Annotated in this window: 19 protein-coding genes, 1 tRNA gene and 1 pseudogene; 12 read left to right on the top strand and 9 right to left on the bottom strand. The window is 60.3% G+C overall.

Features of this window, described 5'->3' with window-relative positions:
- Positions 1-52: 52 nt before the first annotated feature.
- The 3 genes from HX814_RS12135 to HX814_RS12125 form a co-directional block, all read right to left on the bottom strand.
- Positions 53-508, bottom strand: coding sequence for an SRPBCC family protein (locus HX814_RS12135; RefSeq protein WP_003207553.1), 456 nt, complete (start codon positions 506-508; stop codon positions 53-55).
- Between the two features lie 81 nt (positions 509-589).
- Entirely contained in the window at positions 590-2,584 is a 1,995-nt protein-coding gene (locus HX814_RS12130; RefSeq protein WP_087692367.1) for a methyl-accepting chemotaxis protein, read from the bottom strand.
- 165 nt (positions 2,585-2,749) lie between these two features.
- Positions 2,750-3,745 (bottom strand): aldo/keto reductase, encoded by a 996-nt coding sequence (locus tag HX814_RS12125; protein ID WP_177008553.1) that lies wholly within the window; start codon positions 3,743-3,745, stop codon positions 2,750-2,752.
- Positions 3,746-3,863: 118 nt separating this feature from the next.
- On the opposite strand from HX814_RS12125, the gene HX814_RS12120 reads away from it, so the two are divergent.
- Positions 3,864-4,781, top strand: coding sequence for a LysR family transcriptional regulator (locus HX814_RS12120; protein ID WP_177015419.1), 918 nt, complete (start codon positions 3,864-3,866; stop codon positions 4,779-4,781).
- Here the strand turns inward: HX814_RS12120 and HX814_RS12115 are convergent.
- The gene (locus tag HX814_RS12115; protein ID WP_177008552.1) at positions 4,772-5,677 is read right to left on the bottom strand and encodes an AraC family transcriptional regulator; all 906 of its coding nucleotides are present in this window, start codon (positions 5,675-5,677) and stop codon (positions 4,772-4,774) included. The two genes, HX814_RS12120 and HX814_RS12115, sit on opposite strands and share 10 nt — an antisense overlap.
- 102 nt (positions 5,678-5,779) lie before the next feature.
- Here HX814_RS12115 and HX814_RS12110 point away from each other — a divergent pair, with 102 nt between their 5' ends.
- From HX814_RS12110 to HX814_RS12090, 5 genes are read left to right on the top strand one after another with little or no spacing between them, the layout of a single operon-like run.
- Positions 5,780-6,340, top strand: coding sequence for a carboxymuconolactone decarboxylase family protein (locus tag HX814_RS12110; RefSeq protein ID WP_003207562.1), 561 nt, complete (start codon positions 5,780-5,782; stop codon positions 6,338-6,340).
- A 52-nt stretch (positions 6,341-6,392) separates the two neighbouring features.
- A complete protein-coding gene (locus HX814_RS12105; protein WP_003207563.1) occupies positions 6,393-7,454 on the top strand; it encodes an acyl-CoA dehydrogenase family protein in 1,062 nt (353 codons plus the stop codon).
- Positions 7,451-8,254, top strand: a complete 804-nt coding sequence (locus HX814_RS12100; protein WP_102605551.1) for an ABC transporter ATP-binding protein — start codon at positions 7,451-7,453, stop codon at positions 8,252-8,254. The genes HX814_RS12105 and HX814_RS12100 overlap by 4 nt, the downstream gene beginning before the upstream one ends.
- Positions 8,241-9,440 carry an ABC transporter substrate-binding protein gene (locus HX814_RS12095; RefSeq protein WP_010171568.1) on the top strand — a complete coding sequence of 400 codons (1,200 nt, stop codon included), beginning with the start codon at positions 8,241-8,243 and terminating at the stop codon, positions 9,438-9,440. The genes HX814_RS12100 and HX814_RS12095 overlap by 14 nt, the downstream gene beginning before the upstream one ends.
- Before the next feature lie 14 nt (positions 9,441-9,454).
- The gene (locus tag HX814_RS12090) at positions 9,455-10,207 is read left to right on the top strand and encodes an ABC transporter permease (RefSeq protein ID WP_172834573.1); all 753 of its coding nucleotides are present in this window, start codon (positions 9,455-9,457) and stop codon (positions 10,205-10,207) included.
- 47 nt (positions 10,208-10,254) lie between these two features.
- On the opposite strand, the gene HX814_RS12085 is transcribed toward HX814_RS12090, so the two are convergent.
- Positions 10,255-13,617, bottom strand: a complete 3,363-nt coding sequence (locus HX814_RS12085) for a membrane-targeted effector domain-containing toxin (protein WP_256343954.1) — start codon at positions 13,615-13,617, stop codon at positions 10,255-10,257.
- Positions 13,618-13,930: 313 nt separating this feature from the next.
- A complete protein-coding gene (locus tag HX814_RS12080) occupies positions 13,931-14,068 on the bottom strand; it encodes a hypothetical protein (protein WP_003207572.1) in 138 nt (45 codons plus the stop codon).
- Positions 14,069-14,241: 173 nt separating this feature from the next.
- On the opposite strand from HX814_RS12080, the gene HX814_RS12075 reads away from it, so the two are divergent.
- Positions 14,242-14,436, top strand: a complete 195-nt coding sequence (locus HX814_RS12075; RefSeq protein WP_003207574.1) for a hypothetical protein — start codon at positions 14,242-14,244, stop codon at positions 14,434-14,436.
- Position 14,437: 1 nt separating this feature from the next.
- Here HX814_RS12075 and HX814_RS12070 read toward each other — a convergent pair whose 3' ends face one another.
- Positions 14,438-14,815 carry a hypothetical protein gene (locus tag HX814_RS12070; RefSeq protein ID WP_032899365.1) on the bottom strand — a complete coding sequence of 126 codons (378 nt, stop codon included), beginning with the start codon at positions 14,813-14,815 and terminating at the stop codon, positions 14,438-14,440.
- Positions 14,816-15,058: 243 nt separating this feature from the next.
- Between HX814_RS12070 and HX814_RS12065 the strand changes: the two genes are divergently transcribed.
- The 5 genes from HX814_RS12065 to HX814_RS12045 all read left to right on the top strand — a co-directional run bounded on the left by HX814_RS12065 (position 15,059) and on the right by HX814_RS12045 (position 21,790).
- On the top strand, positions 15,059-17,356 hold the full coding sequence (locus HX814_RS12065; RefSeq protein ID WP_177008550.1) for an acylase: 2,298 nt from the start codon (positions 15,059-15,061) through the stop codon (positions 17,354-17,356).
- A 214-nt stretch (positions 17,357-17,570) separates the two neighbouring features.
- Positions 17,571-17,644: transfer RNA gene (locus HX814_RS12060), tRNA-Cys, on the top strand.
- A 643-nt stretch (positions 17,645-18,287) separates the two neighbouring features.
- Positions 18,288-20,390 carry a TonB-dependent siderophore receptor gene (locus HX814_RS12055; protein ID WP_003207678.1) on the top strand — a complete coding sequence of 701 codons (2,103 nt, stop codon included), beginning with the start codon at positions 18,288-18,290 and terminating at the stop codon, positions 20,388-20,390.
- A gap of 69 nt (positions 20,391-20,459) precedes the next feature.
- On the top strand, positions 20,460-21,611 hold the full coding sequence (locus HX814_RS12050; RefSeq protein WP_177008549.1) for a PepSY domain-containing protein: 1,152 nt from the start codon (positions 20,460-20,462) through the stop codon (positions 21,609-21,611).
- Positions 21,608-21,790 carry a hypothetical protein gene (locus HX814_RS12045; RefSeq protein ID WP_023658797.1) on the top strand — a complete coding sequence of 61 codons (183 nt, stop codon included), beginning with the start codon at positions 21,608-21,610 and terminating at the stop codon, positions 21,788-21,790. Before HX814_RS12050 ends, HX814_RS12045 begins: the two co-directional genes overlap by 4 nt.
- A gap of 25 nt (positions 21,791-21,815) precedes the next feature.
- Here the strand turns inward: HX814_RS12045 and HX814_RS31500 are convergent.
- A pseudogene (locus HX814_RS31500) lies at positions 21,816-21,954 on the bottom strand (DUF159 family protein); the annotation flags it as partial.
- A gap of 28 nt (positions 21,955-21,982) precedes the next feature.
- Positions 21,983-22,321: a hypothetical protein gene (locus HX814_RS12040; protein WP_008435088.1), complete on the bottom strand. Its 339-nt coding sequence runs from the start codon at positions 22,319-22,321 to the stop codon at positions 21,983-21,985.
- Positions 22,322-22,438: the final 117 nt, after the last annotated feature.

Here is a 22,438-nt window from a genome sequence, read left to right as displayed (position 1 = left end):
CAGAATAACCGCCTGGTGCTGTCGGAAAACTGAGAGGGATATGACGGTTTTGTCAGGCTGGCGGGGATTCCAGGCGCTGCTTGAGCTGATCAAGGGCCTGGTTGGACAGTGCGATCATGCGCTCATGCAGGGTGGTCAGTTGCAGTTCGGTTTCATAGGTGAGGATGCGCTTGAACAGCGTGCCGTTGCCCTGTACTTGCAGCAGATAATGAATACAGCCATCGACCGCCAATGAGGTGAACGCGGTCTTGAACTCCCGCGGTCGCTGCGCAATCTGCACGCGATAGCTCATGGGAACCCGCACACCCAGCAGGTCGATGGTTTCAGTGAAACGATGACCGGCAGGCAATGAGCCGGCGATACCGGTGTCGGCGCCCAGGGATGTCGGATGCCATTCATGCCAGCGATCCGGTTGGGTAACGTAGTCGTAAACATCGTCGATAGAGGCTTGTATATAGCGTTCCTGACTGATCCGCTCCAGACGGATCGGGTGCTCAACTGCGTGCATGACACACCTCCTGTGTGGCGGAGCGAACTGTCAGAATAGTCCGGCTCCCGCGCATTGCACGGGAGCTTTCAGGCTATTTTTTCAACGCACCTTGAAGCGACCCATCAATGCAATAACCCGGCCATTGGCATCCAGCAGGCTCTGGGTGTTGTGCTCCGTGGCGTGGCCGCTTTGCACCAGCTCTTCGACCATGTGGCGGATGTGCACCATGCTGCGGTTGATTTCCTCGGTCACTGCGCTTTGCTGTTCGGCGGCGGTGGCGATCTGGGTGCTGAGGTTGTTGATATGGCTGACGGAGCCGGCCATCTCGTCCAATCCCGTGTTCACCCGGGCCGTGGCGTCAGCCGCAGACTGGCAGCTGGCCTGGGTGGCTTCCATGGCCGTCACCGAGGAACTCACGCCCGTGGTCAGGCGCGCCAGCATCTCATTGATCTGCGAGGTGCTGGCCTGGGTGCGGGCGGCGAGGGCGCGGACTTCGTCGGCCACCACCGCAAAACCCCGGCCTTGTTCGCCGGCCCGGGCGGCTTCGATGGCCGCGTTGAGTGCCAGCAGGTTGGTCTGGCCGGCGATGGCGCCGATCACGCCGAGGGTTTCGGTGATGCGGGCGGCATCCTGGCGCATGTTTTCCACGGTGTGGGTGGCGCTGGAGACCTCGCCGATCAACGCGCTGACGCTGCGGGAAGCTTCGCCGACCACCACCCGCGAACGGTCGGCGTGCTCGTTGGCGCGCTGGGTGAACGCAGCCGTTTCGGCGGCGTTCTCGGCCACGGTGTCGGCGGTGGAACTCATCTCGGTGATGGCCGTGACGGTCTGGTCGGTTTCCGAGGCATGGCGGACCAGGATCTGGTTGGTCTGGGCCGACGTCTGCTGCAATTGCGCCAGGCTCGACGACATGGCGCCGGTGGCCAGGGTCACTTCTCCAATCATGTTTTGCAGGTAGACGATAAAGCGGTTCACCGAATGGCCAATCGCCCCCAGTTCATCCTCGGCGCGGATGGTGATGCGCCGGGTCAGGTCGGCATCGCCGTTGGACAGTGCGTCGATATTGGTCTTCAGCGCGGTCATCCGGTGCACCAGCTGGCGGATGGCGTACACCGCCAACAGCACCAACAGCAGGATCATCGGGATTTGCAGCATCGCCAATGTGCCCAGTACGTCATCACGTTGGGCGGTGATCAGCGAAGTCGGCAGCGCAGTGGCGAGGAACCACGGGGTGCCTTCGATCGGGCGCATGAAGAACGTGCTGGCCACGCCCTGGTTGTCGAACTCGCTGCGTTGCAGGGTTTGATCACGATGGGCCAGGCCGGCGCTGACCTGGGCGGCAAAGGCCGAGGTGCCGGCCAATTCGCTGATGTTCTTCAACACCACGGGGCCGCTGATGCGCGTGCTGTTGCTGATTATCTTGCCGTCGCCTTCGACGATCAGCATTTGCCCGCCGAGGTCTTTTTCCTTGCTGGCCACCAGGTCGTTGAAGAAGCCCAGGGTCACGTCGATGGTGGCGACGCCATAGGCTGCGCCGTCACGCTGGATCGCCATCGCGCAGTTGGTGCGTGGCTCCTGGCTGGCGTCATCCTTGTAGGCCGCCGCCCAGGCGCACTGGCCGCGGGGCGAAGCGAGGCCGCCCTTGTACCAGCTCTGGTCGTAGTAGTTGGGGGCCGCGTCGCTGTTCCAGAAGGTATTCACCGCCAGCTTGCCCGAGGCATCGCGGTGCCAGAAGGTGCTGTGCTTGTTGCGTCCCGGGGTGCGTTGGTTGGGCAGGGGCCAGATGCCGCCGCCAAACACTTTCAATTCGCCGTACTGGTCCACCAGGCCTGGCAGCACCTTGTCGATGGCGTCGCTGTCCAGCAGCGGGATGGTTTGGGTGATGCTGCGTTGCTGGGCCTGAACCTTGTTCAGTTCGCCCTGGATCTGCTCGGCCACTTCGGCAATGCGATTGAGGGCCACCTGTTCTTCGGTGTGGCGCAGCTTGGGGGCCACCAACTGTCCGATGCCCACCACCGTCAAGACGAATAACAACAGGACGAACAGCACCAGGAACAGGGTGTAGCGGGCTTGGATAGAGCGCAATGAGGGCATGGGGTCGTCCTTACGAAGCGTTTATTGTGCGACGCGGCTTTGTTAGAGCTTCGAAGGGCTATCGGCTTGGGACGGGCGAGCTTGAGGCACTATCGTGCAAGAAAACCCAGGGCAGGGATTTAAGGCGCGGAGCTGGCGAGCCAGCCCCGATCCGGCGTGGCAGGATTATTTGTCCAGCATCTGCATGACCGCTTCCGGGTAGCGCAGCCCGGCTGTGGCGTTGGCCGGGAAGATGGCCTCCAGCGCCGCCAACTCGGTCGGGCTCAGCTTGACCTCCAGTGCCGCGACGTTCTCTTCCAGGTATTTGCGTTGCTTGGTCCCCGGGATCGGGATCAGGTAATCCCCTTGCGCCAGCACCCAGGCCAACGCCAGTTGCCCGGCGGTCACGCCCTTGTCGGCGGCCAGGGCTTGTACCTGGTCCACCAGCAGCAGGTTCTTCGCAAAGTTTTCACCCTGGAAACGCGGGCTGAACCGGCGATAGTCATCCGCCGCAAAGTCATCCGGGCTTTTCAGTGCGCCGGTCAGGAAGCCGCGGCCCAGTGGGCTGTAGGGCACAAACGCGATTCCTAGGCGTTGGCAGGCCGCGAGGCAACCGTTGTCTTCCTGGTCGCGGCTCCATAACGAATATTCGCTTTGCAGGGCGCTGATGGGATGCACCTTGTGGGCGCGCTCCAGGGTAGCCGCCGACGCTTCACTCAAGCCCAGATAACGCACCTTGCCTTGCTTGACCAATTCGGCCATGGCGCCAACGGTTTCTTCAATCGCCACTTCGGGGTCGATGCGGTGCTGGTAATACAGGTCCAGGGTTTCCACGCCCAGGCGCTTCAAGGTGCCGTCGATGGCCTCGCGAATGTATTCCGGGCGGCCGTTGACGCCACGCAGTGCCGGGTTCGCCGGGTCGCGCACGATGCCGAACTTGCTGGCGAGGAACACCTGGTCGCGCCTGCCGGCGATGGCCTTGCCGATCAGCGCTTCGTTGGTGTGGGGGCCATACATGTCGGCGGTGTCGAGCAGGTTGATCCCCAACTCCAGGGCGCGGTGCAGGGTGTATATGGCTTCAGTGGTGTCGGTGCCGGTGGTGTAGAAATCGGTCATGCCCATGCAGCCGAGGCCGATGGCGGAAACCTGAGGGCCGTTTTTGCCGAGTTGACGTGTGTGCATGGGTCCAGCTCCTGTGTGGGAAGGGCTCCATTGTTGCCCTCGACAAAAGCGGGATAAACTGGCTAAAACCACTATCACTATTATGAAATTCTAAATAATCCCTGAAGGAAACCAGCCAGTGGACCGTTTCAACGCCATGCGCGTGTTTGTGCGGATTGTCGAGTTGGGCGGCTTTGCCAGGGCGGCCGACAGCCTGCAACTGCCGCGTGCCTCGGTGACCATCCTGATCAAGCAACTGGAGGCGCACCTGGGGGTGCAACTGTTGCAGCGCACCACACGCCAGGTCAGCCCGACCCTGGACGGTGCCGCCTACTACCAGCGTTGCGTGAGCCTGCTGGCGGACCTTGAGGAAACCGAGGCGGTATTCTCCACCAGCCGACGAAACCCGCGCGGCACGTTGCGTATCGATATGCCGCCCGGGATCGGGCGTTTCCTGGTGATTCCGGCAATGCCCGAGTTCACCACACGTTACCCGCAGATTGATCTGGAAATCGGCCTCAACGACCGCCCGGTGGACCTGATCCGCGAAGGCGTTGACTGCGTGTTGCGCGGCGGCCTGGCGCTGGATGAGTCGCTGGTGGCACGGCCGCTGGCGATGATGGATCAGGTGACCTGCGCCAGCCCCGGCTACTTGCAGCGGTTCGGCGTGCCATCGACGCTGGATGAGTTGGCCGGCCATCAAGTGGTGGAGTATTTCTCCAGCACCAGCGGCAAACGCTATGGCCTGGAGTTTCAGATCGGCAGCGACATCCGCTTGGTCGACCTGCCCAAGCAAGTGGCGGTCAACAGTGCCGATGGTTACCTGGCGGCCTGTGAGGCGGGTTACGGCCTGGTACAGACGCCGTACTACCACGCCGTTCGCCAGTTGGAAGCGGGCACGCTGGTGGAGGTGCTGGCGCATCAGCCGCCGCCCAGGTTACCGCTGACGGCGCTGTACCCGCCGCATCGCCAGCTGTCGCAACGGGTGCGGGTGTTTGTCGATTGGCTGGTGGAGTTGTGTGCCCGGCCGGGCAATGGGTTGCAGCGTCAACCTTGAGCCTTGCGGTAGGCGCCGGGCTGGAAGCCGGTGACCTTATGGAAGGCCCGGGTAAACGCCGCCACCGATTGATAACCCACGGCGAGGGACACGTCCGCTACGGTCTGGTCCTGCTTGAACAGTTGGCAGGCGTGGCGCACACGCATCATCAGCAGCACTTGCCCCGGCGACTGCCCGCACAGTTCATTGAAGCGCTTGAAGAACGCCGAGCGCGACAGGCCGGTGCAGGCGGCCATGCTTTCCAGGGTCCAGGGCTCGGCCGGGCGTGCGATCAACTGCTCCAGCAGGTTGGCAAATGCCGGTTGCCGAGCCAGCGCCGCCAGGCCGCCGAGGTCGGTGTTGTCCAGCACCTGTTGGCGCAGCACATACAGGAACAGCAGGTGGCACAGGCGCTCCAGCAGGGCGGGCGAGGGCGCCGGCGTGCGCTCGCATTCGTGCAGGATCAGTTCGAACAGGTTGCGCGCGGCGGTCAGCGATGGATCACCGGCCCGCAGGATGATCCAGGCGGGCAGGGTGTCGACAATCATCGCCGACAGCCCGGACTGGAAGTGAAAGAACCCGCACACCAGGCCCACGCCGTCACTGGCCTGGCTGTCCAGTGGCAGCATCGGTTTGCGCGGGCATTCCTGGGCGCCGGCGGCAGTGCCATCGCTGGACAAGCGGTACGCCAGGTCCCGCAGCAGGAAGACTGCATCGCCGTTGTTCAATGGGTAAGGGGTCGAGTCGCCGTCAATGTGCATCCAGCACTGCCCTTGCACCACCAGATGAAAACTCGCGCTTGCCAGGCCGTGGGTGCTGGCGTGCCAGTCGCCGCAGTAACGCCCGACGTGAAACAGGCTGGTGTTGAGTTCAAGGCTATCTAATAACCAATCGACGAGTGAACTGGACGAATTCATCTAACGGAAAGACTCTAGAGCAAGTAATCGCTACTTTAGACTATTGAGCGGATTTTTTATAACCAACAGACTTGGTACACGAATCCATGAGGAGACCACTCCATGTCCCGCGTACCGATGCTAACCCTGGAAACCGCTCCTGAGGCGGCCAAGCCCTTTCTGGAAAATGCCCTGAAGGGTTCCGGGTTCATCCCCAATCTGTTGGCGGTGCTGGCCAACGCCCCGGCAGCCCTGGAAACCTACATCACCGTGTCGGGCCTGAACGCCAAGTCTGACCTGAGCCTGGCCGACCGCGAAGTGGTGCAACTGATTGCCGCCACCAATCACGGTTGCGATTTCTGCGTCGCCGGGCACACTGCCGTAGCGCGCAACAAGGCCAAGCTGCCGGAAGACGTGATCGACGCCCTGCGCCAGCGCGGTGAACTGCCCAACGAGCGTTATGAGACACTGGCCGCGTTCACCCGTGAAGTGATCGCTACCCGCGGTGATGTCAGCGACGCCGGCTACACCGCGTTCCGTGAGGCAGGCTACACCGACGGTCATGCCCTTGAGGTTATTCTGGGTGTGAGCCTGGCCACCCTGTGCAACTTCGCCAACGTGTTTGCCCGTACCCCGTTGAACCCGGAACTGGCGCAATACCGTTGGGAAAAACCGGCTAGCTGAAGGCGCGCAAGCGTTCGCGATGGTAAACATGCTGCAACAAGGAGAAACATGAATGCTTGACCCAATCTTGAGCCGTTGGCTCGATGTTCAAGCGCAGGCCCTGGATGTGGGCAGTTGCGATCCGCAGGAAGTGCTGCCACGGCTGGCAGAGGCCAATGTATTACGTATCGGTGTGCCCAAGGACCTCGGTGGCCTGGGCGGCGATGTCACCGGCGCGGTGGAAGCTATCGCCGATGTGGCGAGCCATTCCCTGGCGTCGGCATTTGTATGCTGGGGCCAACGCTCGTTTATCGAATACCTGCTGCAAAGCCCGAACCAGCGCCTGCGCGAGCAACTGCTGCCGGACCTGCTGAGCGGCAAGCTGGCCGGGGCGACCGGGCTGTCCAACGCGATGAAGTTTTTGTCTGGCATCGAGTCGCTGCAAATCAGCGCCGAGCCGACCGACGACGGCTGGAACCTCAATGGCCGCCTGCACTGGGTGACCAACCTGCGCAAGAACGGGTTTGTGGTGGCTGCCGCCATCGAGCATGCCCAGGGCGGCGCGCCGTTTATCCTGGCGATCCCGGACTCGGTGTCCGGGCTGCAACGTTCCCGCGACCTGGAACTGTTGGGTCTGCAATCGAGCAATACCGCAGCCCTCGGCTTTGAAGCCGTGGAGCTGAGCCGCGACTGGTTGTTGCATGAGGATGCACGCAAGTTCCTGCCGGCCGTGCGCCCGGCGTTTCTGGGCTTGCAATGCGGCATGTCCATCGGCCTGGCGCGGCGCTCGCTGGCGGAGGTGGCCAATCACCTGGGCTCCAGCCGCACCGTATTGCGTGAAGAGCTGGAAGTGTTGCGTACCTCCTTGGAACAGGCGGTCAACGACCTGAAGAAAGGCCTGCTGGCCGGCCGCTTCGGCACTGAGCCGGTACCGTTGTTCCGCCTGCGCATCGCCCTTGCGGAAATCGCTGCCAGCGCTGTGCAACTGGAGCTGCAAGCCAGCGGCGGCAAGGCCTACCTGACGGCCCACGGCAGCGGTTTTGCCCGGCGCTGGCGCGAGTCGGCGTTTGTGCCGATCGTGACCCCGAGCCTGGTGCAGTTGCGCACCGAGTTGAACCGTCAGGCCAATCTATGAGCCAGGCGGTATTGCACGCCCAGGGAATTTGCCTGGGCTATGGGGGCAACTCGGTGCTGGAAGGTTTCGACCTGCAATTGCAGCCCGGCGAAGTGGTGTCGATCCTCGGCCCCAGCGGCGTTGGCAAGTCCAGCCTGCTGCGGGTGCTCGCCGGTTTGCAAGCGCCCCAGGGTGGCAGCATCCGCCTGCTGGGCGAGCCGTTGAATGGCCCGCACCCGCGGGTGGCGGTGGCGTTCCAGGACCCCAGCCTGCTGCCGTGGCTGAGCCTGGAAAAGAACGTCGCCTTCGGCCTGGACTTTGCCCGCCAGCCGCACCTCAGCCCTGAAGAGCGTCGCAGCCGCGTCGACCATGCGATCCACGCCGTAGGCCTGGAACACGCCCGCCAGCAGTTCCCGGCGGCGCTGTCCGGCGGCATGGCCCAGCGCACGGCGCTGGCGCGTTGCCTGGCACGCCAGCCGCAGGTATTGCTGCTGGACGAGCCCTTCGGTGCCCTGGATGAAGTGACCCGTGCCGACATGCAGCACCTGCTGCTCAAGGTCAATCGCGAGCAAGGTTCGGCGGCGGTGCTGATCACCCACGATATCGACGAAGCGCTGCTGTTGTCCGACCGGATTCTGCTACTGGGTAACCGCCCGGCGCGGACCCTCGGCGAATGGCGCATCGACTTGCCGCAACCGCGGGAAGAACAGGTGGAAGCCATTGGCACCCTGCGCATCGAAATTCTCAAAACCCTACGGCGGGCGAGCCGCACTGACCCCCAACCCCCTGAACTGCTGGAGCCTTGCCATGTGTCTGGATGACCTCACTCACTCGCGCCGTGACTTTCTCAAACTCTCGGCCGTGCTCAGTGCCGCCGGAGCCTTGCCATTGCTGAGCAGCTTGCAGGCCCGGGCGGCCAGTGAGCCGGACGCACCGGTACGCATCGGCTATTTGCCGATCACCGACGCCACGCCGTTGCTGGTGGCCCACAACAATGGCCTGTTCGAGGCCGAAGGCATCAAGGCCGAGCGCCCGGTGCTGCTGCGCAGTTGGGCCCAGGTGATCGAGGCGTTCATTTCCGGGCAGGTCAACGTGATTCACCTGCTGTCGCCGATGACCGTATGGGCGCGGTATGGCAGCAAGGTCCCGGCCAAGGTCGTGGCCTGGAACCATGTGGGTGGCTCGGGCTTGACCGTGTCGCCGGGCATTACCGACGTGAAGCAACTGGGCGGCAAGTCGGTGGCGATTCCGTTCTGGTACTCGATTCACAACGTGGTGGTGCAGCAGCTGTTCCGCGACAACGGCCTGACCCCGGTGGCCCGCGCCGCCGGGAGTGCGATTGCCGCCAACGAGGTCAACCTGATCGTGTTGCCGCCCTCGGACATGCCGCCGGCCCTGGCCAGCAAGCGCATCGACGGCTACATCGTCGCCGAGCCGTTCAACGCCCTGGCGGAAAACCTCAACGTGGGCCGCGTACAGCGCTTTACCGGCGATGTGTGGCGCAACCATGCGTGCTGCGTGGTGTTCATGCACGAGCATGACCTGACCAACCGCCCGGAATGGTCGCAGAAGGTGGTGAATGCGATCGTCAAGGCCCAGGTCTGGACCCGTGACAACCGTGAAGAGGCGGTGAAGCTGCTGTCCAAGGACGGCGAGAACCGCTACACCCCGCATGCCGAACCAGTGCTGCGCAAAGTCCTGGCGCCGGCTGCCAGCGACCGTGCGGCTTACCTGGCTGACGGCGCGATCCAGCACGCCAACTGGGACGAGCACCGCATCGACTTCCAGCCGTATCCATTCCCCAGCTACACCGAGGAACTGGTACGCCGCCTGAAAGACACGCTGATCGAGGGCGACAAGAAATTCCTCGCCGACCTGGACCCCGCGTTTGTCGCCAAGGACCTGGTGGACGACCGCTTCGTGCGCAATGCGATCGCGGCGGTGGGCGGCATGAAGACCTTCGGCTTGCCTGAGGGCTTTGAGCGAAACGAGGAGATTGGCGTTTGAACAACGGCAAAACCTTGGGGTTGCCGGGCTGGTTGCTTGGCTTGAGCGGGTTGGCGGGGTTGTTGTTGCTCTGGTGGCTGGGGGTGAAGGTCTTTGGCAGCGCGGACGGTTTGTCTGCGCGGTTTTCGCTGTCGGCGACCCTCGCCAGCCTGTGGGAGTTGCTGGGCCGCAGCGAGCTGTACCTGAACATAGCCGTGAGCCTCAAGCGGATCTTCGTCGGGCTGTTCCTGGCATTGCTGATTGGTGTACCGCTGGGCTTGCTGGTGGGTAGTTCGCGCAAGCTGGAGGCGGCGACCACGCCGGCGTTCCAGTTTCTGCGGATGATCTCGCCGCTGTCGTGGATGCCCATCGTGGTGATGTTGATGGGCGTGGGCGACCAGCCGATCTACTTCCTGCTGGCGTTCGCAGCGGTGTGGCCGATTCTGCTGAATACGGCGGCGGGTGTGCGTCAGCTCGATCCGCGCTGGTTGCAACTGAGCAAGAGCCTGAGCGCCACGCGCTGGGAAACCTTGCGCCGGGTGATTATTCCCGGGGTGATGGGGCACGTGCTGACCGGCGTGCGCCTGGCCATCGGGATCCTGTGGATCGTGCTGGTGCCGTGCGAGATGCTCGGGGTCAGTGCCGGGCTGGGTTATTACATCCTCGACACTCGCGACCGGCTGGCCTACTCGGAGCTGATGGCGATGGTGCTGCTGATCGGCTTGTTGGGGTTTGCCCTGGATGCGTTTGCGCGCTGGTTGCATCAGCGCTGGGTGCATGGAGGGTGAACACCTCATGCAAAGGCTCGGAGGCTTTCCGGGCCTTTGCGATGTGCTCAGGGTTTCACGTAGATGCGCAGGTCGCCTGGAATATCGTTGGGCTGTAATGGCCGGTTCGGGTCTGGCGCAGGGTTTTTTGCTTTAAGCCCGATGCTGCTGTGGGTCATGTTCCTGTTGTCAAAAACCCCGATGCCGATGCTTTCCGTCAGTTCCGCCAGGCCCGGAACACCTTCGGAGGTGTTCATGTGCGCGCTCCCCACTAACGCGACCCACTTTTCGGTGCCCGAGTTTGCCTGGATGGTTTCCGCAGCGTAGTAGTTGAACTCCTTGAGCCGCTTTTCAGAGTTGACGCCAGTCCGGGTGCGATCACGGGATTTGTCGTGTCTATGTCGCGTCAGATAATAGTGATCGAGGGGTAAAAGCTCTATTCCATTGTCTTCAAATTTTTTCTTGAGTTGCTCCAGTGTTGGATTCGTGCGGCGAGTGTTGCTGTTTCCGAGCATTCCGATTCCATCATCAACGGGGCCACCGATGTAGTCGATATACCCTTCGAAGTAGACTTTTTTTACACCCTGGTTTTTTAGCGTATCGACGTTGTCGAACAGCATTTTAAAGCTGGCCATCTGCGAGTGAGACTCTCCAAACACCACGCCGTTTGATGCTTTCAATGCCTTTGTGATCAGATCGGCTGCGGGGATCGGTACGGGAACATCGGGGATTGTAGGGCGCGGCGGAAGGCCTCCGTCTTTTATCGCATCGTAATAATCCTCCATTTCCACCCGAAACTTATCCAGCGTTGCCTGGCGTGTGTCGGATTTGAAATGGGATGATTCGAGCCTGCCTTTCAAACTTTCCACGTATTGGCCCTCGGGTAACGGCTTCCTGATTGGAGGTGGGCGGTTGACGGTGTTTATCGGGTTAAACCGGTGAGTGCTCTTGCTCGAAGAGGCATAGGCGTTGGGGGAGGGCTCCAGCGTATCAGCGCTACTGAGCGCTTGCAGGGGGCTGCCGTATGGCTGGTGCTTTTGTGCGTCGAAAGCGTACCACTTGCCCTTGATCTGCACCGCGCTGCCCTCGACCGTCTGCTCGCCCATCTGGAATGAGCCGGTAGCGGCTGCGTCATATCGAGTGCCGGCGGCGGCAAGCTCCCTGTTGCTCGCTGTACCCTTGAGCGTTTTCAAGCCCTGGGTGGCTGCGTTTGCGCCGTCGATGGCGAGTTTTCCCGCGCCGACTACCAGGTCGCCAAGTCCGCTCAGCGGATTGAGTTCCGAGAGTGCGGTAACCCCGAAAATCTTGCTCAGCTTGAGGGCTTTGCTGGCCGCGCTGCTGGCAGTGCTCAGGGTTTTTCCGACCTTCGCGGCGACGCCTGCACCTGCCGTGAGAAAGCCGAACGCATCAAATGCCAGGTCAGAGAACCCATCTTTATAGTTGCCATTACTGAAGTTGACGATGGCCGACCTGAGCGGAACAAGGTCGAGAAAAAAGTTGCCGATGGTGCTGGCGACCGTCCTTCTATGCTCATCCGGCGTACTTCCGGCCGCTTGTTGCCTGACGGTTTCCAGATCGAGCCCCTCGACGATTGAATCCGCAAGGTACTCCGCCCGGAAATTCCTGAACAGGTTGGGATTGGATCCCTCGAGCGGGTTCTCTTGCTTTATATAGTCGCGCTTGGCATCGAAGGTGGAGAACTCTTCTATTCGGGTTACTTCGTTGGCGATCTTCTGGTCCTGGCGCGTGATAACTGCGTTGCTGACTTTCCTGATGCTGCCTTTTTCGGTATCGAACTCATAGGTGGACGGCTTGTTCTGGTGTTTTGTGGTGACCAGTATTTTTTTGCTTGTATGGAAGAGGGTTTCTCCCGCGAATGGTGTCCAGCTGACTCTGTAGGATTTTTCTTTGTAGAAGTTCAGCTTTCCTAACCGCAAGTTTTCTTTGTCCTCCGGTGGAAGGTTGGCGAAGGCATTCAAGATGGAATATTTCTTGACGGTTTTATAGTCGCTTATGGTCTGGCTAATGGCTCTGTCAAAGGTGTCGGGGACTTTAAAGCCGGGGCCATGGGTAAAGGTGGCGAAGGCATCAAGGTCGACGCCATGCGTTCCAGGTTTGAGCTCCCAGTCTGATGCCGTTATTTTCTCGCCTTGCATGGTCAGGTCCAGCATGGAATAAGGGCCGCGAGTGGGGATCGTCTTGTTGGCGGTTTTGTTGGGCTTGAGCAACACCTTCTCTTCAAAGGGGACGCCTTCGCCAAATTTTTCCTTGAGCAGGTCCAGCGCCATCTGCTTGCGGCTGGGCATCGGGGTGTCAAGCAAGCCGGAGGCGTGTTTCAGCTTGCCCAATTGATAGTTGAACGCGTCCATGGCGGTATCAATGTCTGGTTTTTCGTAAAGCGTGTCGTCTTTCGCCTCAAGCACCCCATTGACCACGGCCCAGTCCAACAATGCCGCAGTTTGGGCAGCTTCGGGCGCGGGCCCACTTGAGTCGGCGGCGATCATCACTTCGGCAAAACTCATGTTCGCTACGCTGCCAGGGGACCTGGCTTCGATGGCGGCCGCCGCGATGCACAGGTTGGCCCAGGCCAGGCTGCCGTAGACCACGCTGTCGGGAATATCCTTGATCAGCAACTGCGGCGCCGCCCGCATCAACAGCAGATGCGTACCCAGCGAGGCGTTGGCAGGTGAGGTTTTGCCGGTATCACTCAAGTGCTCGCGCAGGCCGGCGACGATCGCCGAGGTGGGTTTGCCCCAATATTGTTTATGTGACAGGTCGAATCCGGCCACTTTGTTGCGATGCGGTTGGGTGATGGATTCCTGATCCAGATCGAGGTTGATGGCCGCCAGTACGTGATCATTCACACTGCTATCAGTCGGAATGCTCTCCAGTTTGGTCTGCAAGGCCTCTCCCAGCGCCTGGCCTCGGGGGGAACGGATGAGGGCTTCCAGCGTTTTGGCCGGATCGCTCGAGGCGTCGCTGGAGAGCGGCAGGTTACCGTTCAGAAACTCCAGGAGCCCCCGCTGCTGGCTTGCTTGCTGAACATCCGGAGGGCCAGCGGCATGTTCTCTGGCGGCGGTGAGCAGTTCGTTCTGCTGAGGTGTGCTCAAGGGCAGGGGCCAGGACAAGGCGCCGCCCAGATTTCCCCATGGATGGGGGTGGGAACGTGTCAGCGATGTGCGCGCCAGGGTCAGCAGCTCATCATGGGTGGTTGGCTCGGGCAGGCCCATAGCCTTGAGAAAGTTTGCAAGACTCACGGCGTTAGCACTATTTGGGGGGTAAGAAGAGTTGGGCGCGAGGTCCATCAGCGTGCTTCCCAGCGCAGATCGCACCACCAGAAACGGCGCGTTCGGTCCTGCCAACGTGGCGACATGAGTGAGCTGCTGCGCCAGTGCCTGCCAGTTTTTTCGGTCAGCCAGCGCGGTCTCCAAGGCTTTCGGGCCATTGGGGGGCGGTGTGTCAGCCGCGGGGTCCGGAATGTCCGTTGCGCTTTGCAATATTTCATCGGGGTATGACGGTATATCGGGGAGTGGTATCGGAGGAGGGGGCGGTGGTGGGTATGCAGTGGAGGAAGGAACCGAGTTGCTGACTATCATCGTGAACACCTTTAGGCACGCTCATTCAGGAATGCGCCTTTCAGGAAAACCTCCCTGCTTCCTGGACGCTCTTGCTGAGTGTCGGAAGCAGGGGGAATGGCTCCGCCTGTAAAGTGTTCAAGATGTCAGAAAATGTACGGATGACCGATCAGCGATGGTAATACCCCGGTCCGCCTTCGCTGTAGCGATGGTCATGCCAACCGCCGCCGCCGTGGGGGAAAATAATGCAGCCGCTCATGCTCAACATGATCAGCAAGGGAATCAGCAGTGTGATTCGACGAAGCATTTCAAAATCCTCTAGGGGGCTCTCAGGTTCAATCAGGCGTTGGGCAAGCCAAAGTTTTTCATCGCCTGTAACATGAGACCCCGCCGACCCCAATCCATCCCCGCTAATAGGTATGTGCTTGGTGTGGTAGTCGATACAAAGTGGACACAATTTTTTAGCTTCAGGAACCCGTCATGACCCAAAAGCAACGTTTGAAATACTCGATTCTGATCTCCCTGCTGGTGCTGGGGACGATGTTTGGCCTGTCCTACTTGCAGAACAACGGGGTCATCAGCGAAAAGACGTTCCAGTACATCGCGATTGCGGTAGCGGTAACCGTGGTGGTGATCAACGGTGTGATGCGTCGCAAGGTCAAGCCTAACCTTTGAGTCAGGCCCGGCCTTCCAGGACTTTGGCAGCCTGCTCGTGCAGGCTGTAGCTCTTGTCGGCGTTCAGGGTGATCACGCCTTCGGTGCACAGGCGCTTGAGCACCTCGCGCACACTGAGAAACGACAACGGGATGCCCAGCTCCAGCAAATGGCTGTGCACGCCGCGCACGCCGAGGGTGCGCTGGTTGTCGGCGGCGGTCAGCAGGGCGTCGATGACCTTCAGCCGGATCAGGCTGGTGCGCAGGCCAAAGCATTTGAGCAAATGACGAATACGCTGGTTGCCATGTTCCGGCGCCTTGCCGAACGCCTGGTTGCCGGTGGCAAAACCTCCGTCATGCATGGGTGAGTGTCCTTCCGTGGGCAGTTGCGAGTTGTACATGCAGAAACTCCTTATCAGAGCCTGATCAGGAAAATGATGGCGCTCTTAGTTAATAAGACGTACGAGCTGCACAAATCATGAAGCGGGGGATGTAGAAATTTTGTCGGTAACATCCTGGAGACATACCGACCTGTCCGAATAAACGCCTGCGGCTGCTAAAATTATTCCCGGTATTTACGTCTTAACTGAGGTGTTGGCGAAGCTGTCCCTCGTCGCGGTGTTTAATTTGGCTGTGGAGTCTGCGTGATTATTTCCAACGGGTTGTTCAGGATGTGTGTGGCAGGGGCGTTGCTGGGGCTGAGTCTTTCGGCCACGGCGCGGGTGCAGGAGCAACAGGCCACCGCCGAGATCCGTCGCACCAGCTTTGGTGTCCCGCATATCCGGGCCAACGATGAGCGTGGGCTGGGTTTCGGCATCGGTTATGCCTATGCCCAGGACAACCTGTGCCTGCTGGCCAATGAAGTGGTGACGGTCAATGGCGAGCGTGCCAGGTACTTTGGTCCCGAACAGGCGACCCTGGAAGGGCGTAACAACCTTGCCAACGACGTGTTCTTCACCTGGCTGAACACCCCCCAGGCCGTTGCGGCATTCTGGAAGGCCCAGCCCCCGGCGATGCAGCAGCGCATTGAAGGGTATGTTGCCGGTTACAACCACTACCTCAAGGAGCGCACTGCCCAGGGTTTGCCGGCGCAGTGCCAGGCGGCTTGGGTACGGCCGATCACGGCCGAAGACCTGGTCAAGCTGACCCGCCGGCTGCTGGTGGAAGGTGGCGTCGGGCAATTTGCCGAGGCCCTGGTGGGGGCCACGCCGCCCAACACCGTCGCCCAGGTGGACAGCAAGGCGTTTGAGGTCGCGGCGGCCAACCAGCAACGTTACGCCCTGGACCGTGGCAGCAACGCGGTGGCGGTGGGGCGTGACCGTTCGTTCAACGGCCGCGGCATGCTGCTGGCCAACCCGCATTTTCCGTGGGTGGGCGGCATGCGTTTCTACGAGATGCACCTGACCATCCCCGGCCAGCTGGATGTGATGGGCGCTGCGTTGCCGGGCCTGCCGGTGATCAATATCGGCTTCAACCAGCACGTTGCGTGGACGCACACCGTTGATACGTCCAAGCACTTCACCCTGTATCGCCTGACTCTGGACCCCAAGGACCCGACTCGCTATTTGCTGGACGGCAAGTCCGTGCCCATGGATAAAACCACGATCAAGGTAGCGGTAAAAACTGCCGACGGCGGTACCCGGGAACAGTCCCGCACGGTCTACAGCTCGCAGTTCGGCCCCATCGTGCAATGGCCGGGCAAACTCGACTGGGACGCCAAATATGCCTTCAGCCTGCGGGATGCCAACCTGGGCAACGACCGTGTGCTGCAACAGTGGTACGCGATGAACCGCGCAGCGAACCTCAAGGAACTGCAAACCTCGGTACACACCCTGCAAGGTATCCCGTGGGTCAACACGGTGGCAGCGGATGACCAGGGTCAAAGCCTGTACATGAACCTGTCGGTGGTGCCGAACGTCAGCGCGAAAAAGCTCGCACAGTGCAGTGACCCACGGGTCGGGCTGCAATTCATCATGCTCGACGGCTCTCGCAGCGCCTGCGCCTGGGACGTGGACCCGCGTGCCGCCCAGGCCGGGATCTTCCCCGCCGAGCAACTGCCGCAACTGGAGCGCACCGACTACGTGCAGCACTCCAATGACTCGGCCTGGCTGGTCAACCCCAAGGCACCCTTGACCGGATTCTCGCCCGTTATCAGCCAGGACAAGATCGGCTTGGGCCCGCGTGCGCGCTTTGCCTTGCAACGCTTGCAGGAGCTCGACAAGCAACCGATCAAGGTCGCCGACCTGCAGAATATGGTCATGGACAACCAGGTGTATCTTGCCAGCCAGGTGATGCCGGACTTGCTGAAGTTCTGCGCGGGTGCCGATGCCAGCGTGAAATCGGTGTGCGACAGCCTGAAAAACTGGGACCAGCGCGCCAACCTCGACAGCGGCCTGGGCCTGGTGCACTTCATCAACCTGGCGGAGCAACTGGCGCAAGCGCCGGACGCGTGGAAGGTGGGTTTCGATCCGGCACAACCCCTGACCACACCACGTGGGCTGGCGGTCGATCGGGCAAACGTGGCCAAGGCACTGCATGAAGCGATGCTCGCGTCAGCCGCCGACGTGGCCAAGCGCGGGCTGACGGCGGACAGCCGCTGGGGTGATATTCAGGTCTCGGGCCAGACACCGATCCACGGCGGCCCGCAAGAGCTGGGCGTTTATAACGCCATGCAAAGCGTGCCTCGGGCCGATGGCAAGCGCGAGGTAGTCAGCGGCAGCAGCTACTTGCAGATCGTGACGTTCGACGAGAAGGGGCCCAATGCCGAAGGTGTGCTGGCATTCTCCTTGTCCAGCGACCCCGCGTCGAAATACTTCAAGGACCAGACCCAGGCGTTTTCCGAGAAAAAACTCAGCCCGCTGCCGTTTACCGAACAGCAGATCAAGGCGGACCCGCAGTATCAATTGCAGGTTATCCGTGACAAGGAAGAAGCCGGGCGGTAGGGTAGCCCACCAGGAATGCCTGCCCCTTGAGAGAATATTTTTTGAAATCAAGGGGTTGCAAGCCCTGGCAAATGAGTACATAATTGCGCCCATCGAACGCACTGAAGCATTAAAAACTTCAATGTTTTCAATGCGATAGAGTAGAGGCAAGCTTCACATAGCCCACTCAAGTTTGTATGCGGTGAATGTCGGTTGTAAGGCATTGATCGTTTGAGGCCGAGTAGCAAAATGGTTATGCAGCGGATTGCAAATCCGCCTACGCCGGTTCGATTCCGACCTCGGCCTCCACTCTTAGAAACCCCGTAGATTAACGTCTACGGGGTTTTTTATTGAGCTCGAAAAAAAGAGCCGCCCCCCGGATCTTTTCCATTTTGCCGTTTAGCGATAGCTCCAACGCAGGCATCAATCTTCTTTGCGGTCTTCGGCCGGAGTTCATGAATTGACCCCGGTGATTCCTTCCACGACTACGGTACTAGCGCCCTGGCTCCCCAGCCAATCTCGGTCAGACGCTGTTCCTGAACCTTCTTTCTGAGGCATGTGAATACCCTTGTGCCCATAAAAAAGGAGTGTGCGGATGGGTTCTTACTGGAGTGAGGTTGCTGACAGGCCTTCGCGCTTCATCAGCTTCAGCTCCCGACGAATCTACTGGGTAGTACATGGCTCGATGTGGAGTCGGAGCCACTCGGTGCAGAATCAGTCGCCCTCATTCAATCTCGCGGCCTGAGCCGCGGCCGAAACCTCCTCAAGGGCGAATCTTCAGTGTTCCGCACCTCCTCATTTTGAAACGCCAAAATGTAGCCAAATGTACCCGACGGTAAATGTTTCGAAATGTGAAAAAAATGTCCGACATAACTTTGTAATTGAGTTAGATTCCTATTAGCATTCTCGAAATGTTAACGCGCTTGACCCACTCGTCGTAGGAATCCTCGTTTTGAAACATCACTTTTCTGCCAGTCTGTTGCTTGCTGGCGCTTGCAGCGCTGCGTCCCTCGTTCACGCCACCGAAGACTTGACGTTGCCGACTACCCAGATCGAAGCGAGTAGTGAACCTATTGACGGTCCAACCGTGGGCTACAAAAGCAACCCGTCGTCCAGCACTACCCGTCTGGGCTTGACGGACAAGGAAACCCCGCAGGCCGTGACCACCATCACTCGGCAAGCCCTGGATGACTTCAAGATTACGGGCATCAAGGATGCGCTGCGTGCTGCGCCCTCGGTGACCGTGGAGCAAACCGAAACCGATCGTACGGAATTCACCTCGCGCGGCTTCGATATCAACAACTTTGAATACGATGGCGTGGGCATGCCCTTCGTGGGAACCGTATTGGTCGGTGATCAGGACTTGGCCGAGTTCGAGCAGATCGACATCCTGCATGGCGCCAATGGTTTGATGAGCGGGGCTGGCAACCCGTCGGCCACGGTCAATTTCGTACGCAAACGTCCGACCGAGACCTTCCAGGCGCAAATCGATACCAGCGTCAGCTCATGGGATGGCCGTCGTGTGGACGTGGACGTTTCCGGGCCGTTGACGGATACCGGCAACGTACGCGGCCGCTTCATTTACTCCCACGACAAGGGCAACTCGTGGATGGATCGATACAGCCATGAGCGCAACGTCGCTGCCGGGCTGTTGGCGTTCGATGTGTCCGATGCCGACACCGTAACCGTGGGTTTCTCCCAGCACGACAGCAATTCAAACGGCAGCACCTGGGGTAACTTGCCGTTGGTGGATAACGATGGCAACGCCATTCACTATGGCAGCCGCAGCTCCAGCATCGGCCAGCCATGGACCTATTGGAACCTGCGTACCCAGCGCACATTCGCTGAGCTCAAGCATGATTTTGGCAACGGCTGGAACGCTACGGTCACCGCCACGGGCATCACCGAAAAGCAAGACACCAACATGATGTATGTCGCCGGGGTCAGCGGTGATGACGCCTCAGTGTTTGCCGCCAATACCACCAGCGAGGCTCATCAGTTGCTGGGCGAGGCCAAGGTCTCCGGCCCGTTCAGCCTGTTTGGCCGAGAGCATGAGTTGACCCTCGGTGCCGCCTATGGCCGCACCCATCAGAAGGCCCGGGAATACGATGCGGCTGCAGATGGCTACTACGACGTTTCATTCTCGGATGTGCTGGCGGGCAATCTGGCGCATCCGTCGTTCCTGTTTACCAGCGACGCCAATACGCAGAATTTCACGGACACTCAGAAAAGCGTGTACGCCGGTGCCCGATTCAGTCTGGCCGATGATCTTCACTGGATCGCCGGCGCGCGGATGATCAGCCTGGACGCTTCCGGCGACAGCTATGGTTCCGACTACTACACCCGCGCACATGGCAAGGTGACGCCTTACACCGGCCTGGTCTACGACCTGGACAAGCAGTGGAGCGTGTATGGCAGCTGGACGAAAATCTACAGCGCTCAGTACAACCTGGGCAGGGACGGCAAACTGCTTGCTCCGCTTGAAGGCAAAAGCATGGAAGCCGGTGTGAAGGGCAGTTTGCTGGATGACCGCCTCAACGTCACCGCCGCGGCGTTCAAGACCGAACAGCAGAATGTCGCGGAGTATGTCGGCCTGGTGGGTGGCCGGTCCGTTTACGACCCCATGGATTACAAGAGTCACGGAGTAGAGCTGCAAGCCTCTGGCGAAGCGCTACCCGGCCTGGACGTGCTCGCCGGGTATACCTACGTGCGCATCGACAACGACGATGGCGACAAGGCCCGTAAGTATGTGCCAACTCATAGCGTGCGCGGCATGCTCACCTATCGCTTGCCAAGTTTGCCCCAAGCCAAGATCGGTACACGGGTAAGCTGGCAGAGTGCAGTGGAAAACGACACGAACAGTGCCATCCACCAGAACGCCTACGCGTTGCTCGATTTCATGGCCAGCTATGACATCGACAGCAACTGGAGCACGTCGCTGAACCTGAACAACGTCACCGATCGCAAATACCTGCTATCGCTGTACAACAGTGCCACGACCGCCAGCTACGGCGCCCCGCGTAACCTGGTAGCTTCCGTTACCTGGAAATACTGATACCGCCTGGGGGCTCGCTGTGCCCCGTGACGCGCGGCGAGCCTGGCGCTTTAAGGAAAACCACCGAGCATGACTGCACGCACCTTGCGTATCTGGTTTCTGGTCCACAAATGGACCAGCCTGATCGCTACCGTTTTCCTGTTGTTGCTGTGCCTGACGGGGCTGCCACTGATCTTTCATGAAGAGATTGAGCACTACTTCGAGCCGCCGCCGCCCCTGCGCCCGCTGACCGCCGATACACCACGAATCGACTACGACACCGTCATTGCCAGTGCATTGGTGGCGCAGCCGGGGGAGGTCGTGCGTTTTGTCGGTTTCGATCCGGAAAGTCCGCTCGGTACGGTGTACACGGCAACGAGCATTATGCCGCCACCGATCGAGGGGCATTCGCAGTCGTTCGATACACGCACTGGCGAGTTATTTCCCGCGGTGCCGCCAGACGAAGGGTTCATGAACCTGATGTTGCGCCTGCATACCGATTTATTCATGGGGTTGCCCGGTTATCTGTTTCTCGGTTTCATGGGGCTGCTGTTGGTCGCGGCGCTGGTGTCCGGCGTGGTGGTGTACACACCGTTCATGCGCAAGCTGGACTTTGCCACCGTGCGCAACGGGCGCAGTTCACGCTTGAAGTGGCTGGACCTGCATAACGTGCTCGGCATCGTCACCCTCGCCTGGGTGTTGGTGGTGGGGCTGACAGGCGTGATCAATACGCTGGCATTGCCCATTTTCGACTTTTGGCAGAGTGACCAGTTGGCGCAGATGACCGCGCCCTACAAGGATGCGCCGCCGCTGGAGCGCCTCGGGTCGTTGCAAAAAGCGCTGGATACCGCGCGTAAGGCGGCGCCAGGCATGGAGCCCAGCTTCATCGCCTTTCCCGGTACTCAGTTCAGCAGCCAGCACCATTACGCAGTGTTCATGCGCGGCACCACGCCGCTCACTGCGCGATTGCTCAAGCCGGCCCTGGTGGATGCGAGTACCGGCGAGCTGACCGACATGCGTGAGATGCCGTTGTACGTGAAAACCTTGCTGGTTTCGCAGCCGCTGCATTTTGGTGATTACGGTGGTGTGCCGCTGAAGATCATCTGGACGCTGCTCGATCTCATCAGCATCGTCATCCTCGGCAGTGGGCTCTACCTGTGGCTGAGCCGTCGCAAGGTACCGTTGCAAAAACGCTTGGATGAATTGCATGCCAGCGGGCCGGAAATGGGGGGCCGATCATGAGGCGCGGACTGTGGATGATCTTTCGCTGGCCGCTGTTGCTCTTTGTTTTAAGCCTGTTCGGATTGCTCTCGGCGCTGATCGGTGACGGCGTCTATGACCTGCTTTCATGGCTCAGCCTGGGGGTGCCGTTGGGGCTGGTCGGGGTGGTTTGGCTGCGTTTGCGTTCAGCCAAACGATGATTGGCGCGATCCTCAGCGCCGTCATCAACAGCGTCAGCTTCCACTCGGTTGCAGGTCGATTTTCTCCCAGCGGCAACTCACCCACGGAGTTCGCCAGGGCATTGCATGCTCAGCGCCGCGACGAAGTCGTGAATGCCGCTGTACTGGGAAAGTCTTCCGCACATGGCCAAGCCCTCAACCTGAAACCTGAGCTTAGACGATGGTTTTCGGGTGAGACATCAGTTCGTTCAGCACACTGCGCAGCCTCTCGGCCTCGCGCGTGCTGAGTCGATCTGAAGTGGTGAGGTTGGCGATCTGCTTCCTCATCGCTGCAGCTTCGGCACCGCGCAGCCTGAGGTATCCGGCAAACTCTTCGTTCTTTGCCTGTGCTTCTGTCAGCATCGCGACCAGGCCGAAGATATCCGCCCGGGCCTTGCGCAGTTGCAGGTTCAGTTCCTGGATCTCGTTCTCGAGCAGCCGGGCGTGTTGTTTGTGCATTTCGAGAGGCGTGGGGATGCCAAGCCACCCGCAGGTGTCTTCGTCGATATTCATAGGAGGTATTTCGAGTGCTGTATGTGTATACAGTATTCGAGATTGAGTGAAGTGGAATGCTTGAGGCGACGAACTGCAGGGTTACCCGACGATCAGTCGGGCGCGGGCCTCCCACTC

This window comes from Pseudomonas sp. C8002 (assembly GCF_013385765.1).
Lineage (GTDB): Bacteria > Pseudomonadota > Gammaproteobacteria > Pseudomonadales > Pseudomonadaceae > Aquipseudomonas.
Note: the sequence above shows the minus strand (reverse complement) of the source record. Positions and strands in the feature narration are given on the sequence as shown.